Annotated in this window: 1 protein-coding gene and 1 pseudogene; one reads left to right on the top strand and one right to left on the bottom strand. The window is 69.2% G+C overall.

The window, feature by feature from the left end; translation table 11 throughout:
• Positions 1-464, top strand: a pseudogene (locus B7L92_RS37055) (hypothetical protein); the annotation flags it as partial.
• A 76-nt stretch (positions 465-540) separates the two neighbouring features.
• Here the strand turns inward: B7L92_RS37055 and B7L92_RS37050 are convergent.
• A partial coding sequence (locus B7L92_RS37050) for a pyruvate kinase alpha/beta domain-containing protein (protein WP_304364732.1) occupies positions 541-798 on the bottom strand: 258 nt, incomplete at its 5' end.

Genomic DNA, 798 nt, shown 5'->3' with positions numbered 1-798 from the left:
TCGCCACCGACGCCGAGGGCGGGGTCGACAACGAGATCCTGCTGCCCGAGGACCCCTGGTACCTGAACGCCAGCTCGCTGCTGCTGAAGGGCGCCGACTACCAGGGCATCGTCGAGGTGCGGACCGCGAGCGGCAGGACGAAGAAGGTGCTGAAGTACGTCGTCTCCGACGGCACCGACATCGGCGACCTGCACCAGACGGTCAAGGACGAACTGTCCGGCAAGACCCACCACGTGCGGGCCCGCAAGGGGTCGACGTCCACGATCCGCGACGGCGACACCGTGATGTACACGGAGCGCATCTCCGGCAAGCTGCTCGGCCTGGTCCCGGTCACCTTCGACCCGGAGCACCCGCCGCCGCTGAACATCCCGCTGATCTACTTCACCGACGTGACGGTGCAGCAGGCCGGCCAGTTCGGCGGGACCCTGTACATCCCCGGGCTGCGGCAGTACGTCACGGACTGACCGTCCGCCGGAGACCTTCCCGGGAGCCGCACGCAGCACCGGGGGCGCCCCCGGTGGCGTGCCGGAGCTCTCCGGGTCAGTTGGTCGGGCCGCCCAGGTGGTGGACGCGGACCATGTTGGTGGTGCCGGGGACACCGGGGGGCGAACCGGCGGTGATGATCACGGTGTCGCCCTCGCTGAAGCGCTTCAGCTTGACCAGCTCCTGCTCCACCAGGTCGACCATCTCGTCGGTGCTGTTCACGAACGGCACGACGTGCGACTCCACGCCCCAGCTCAGCGCCAGCTGGTTGCGGGTGGACTCGTCCGTGGTGAACGCCAGGATCGGCTGGGCGAC

The organism is Streptomyces viridosporus (assembly GCF_002078235.1).
GTDB classification, from domain to species: Bacteria; Actinomycetota; Actinomycetes; order Streptomycetales; family Streptomycetaceae; genus Streptomyces; species Streptomyces viridosporus.
This window is presented reverse-complemented; position numbering and strand designations above follow the sequence as displayed.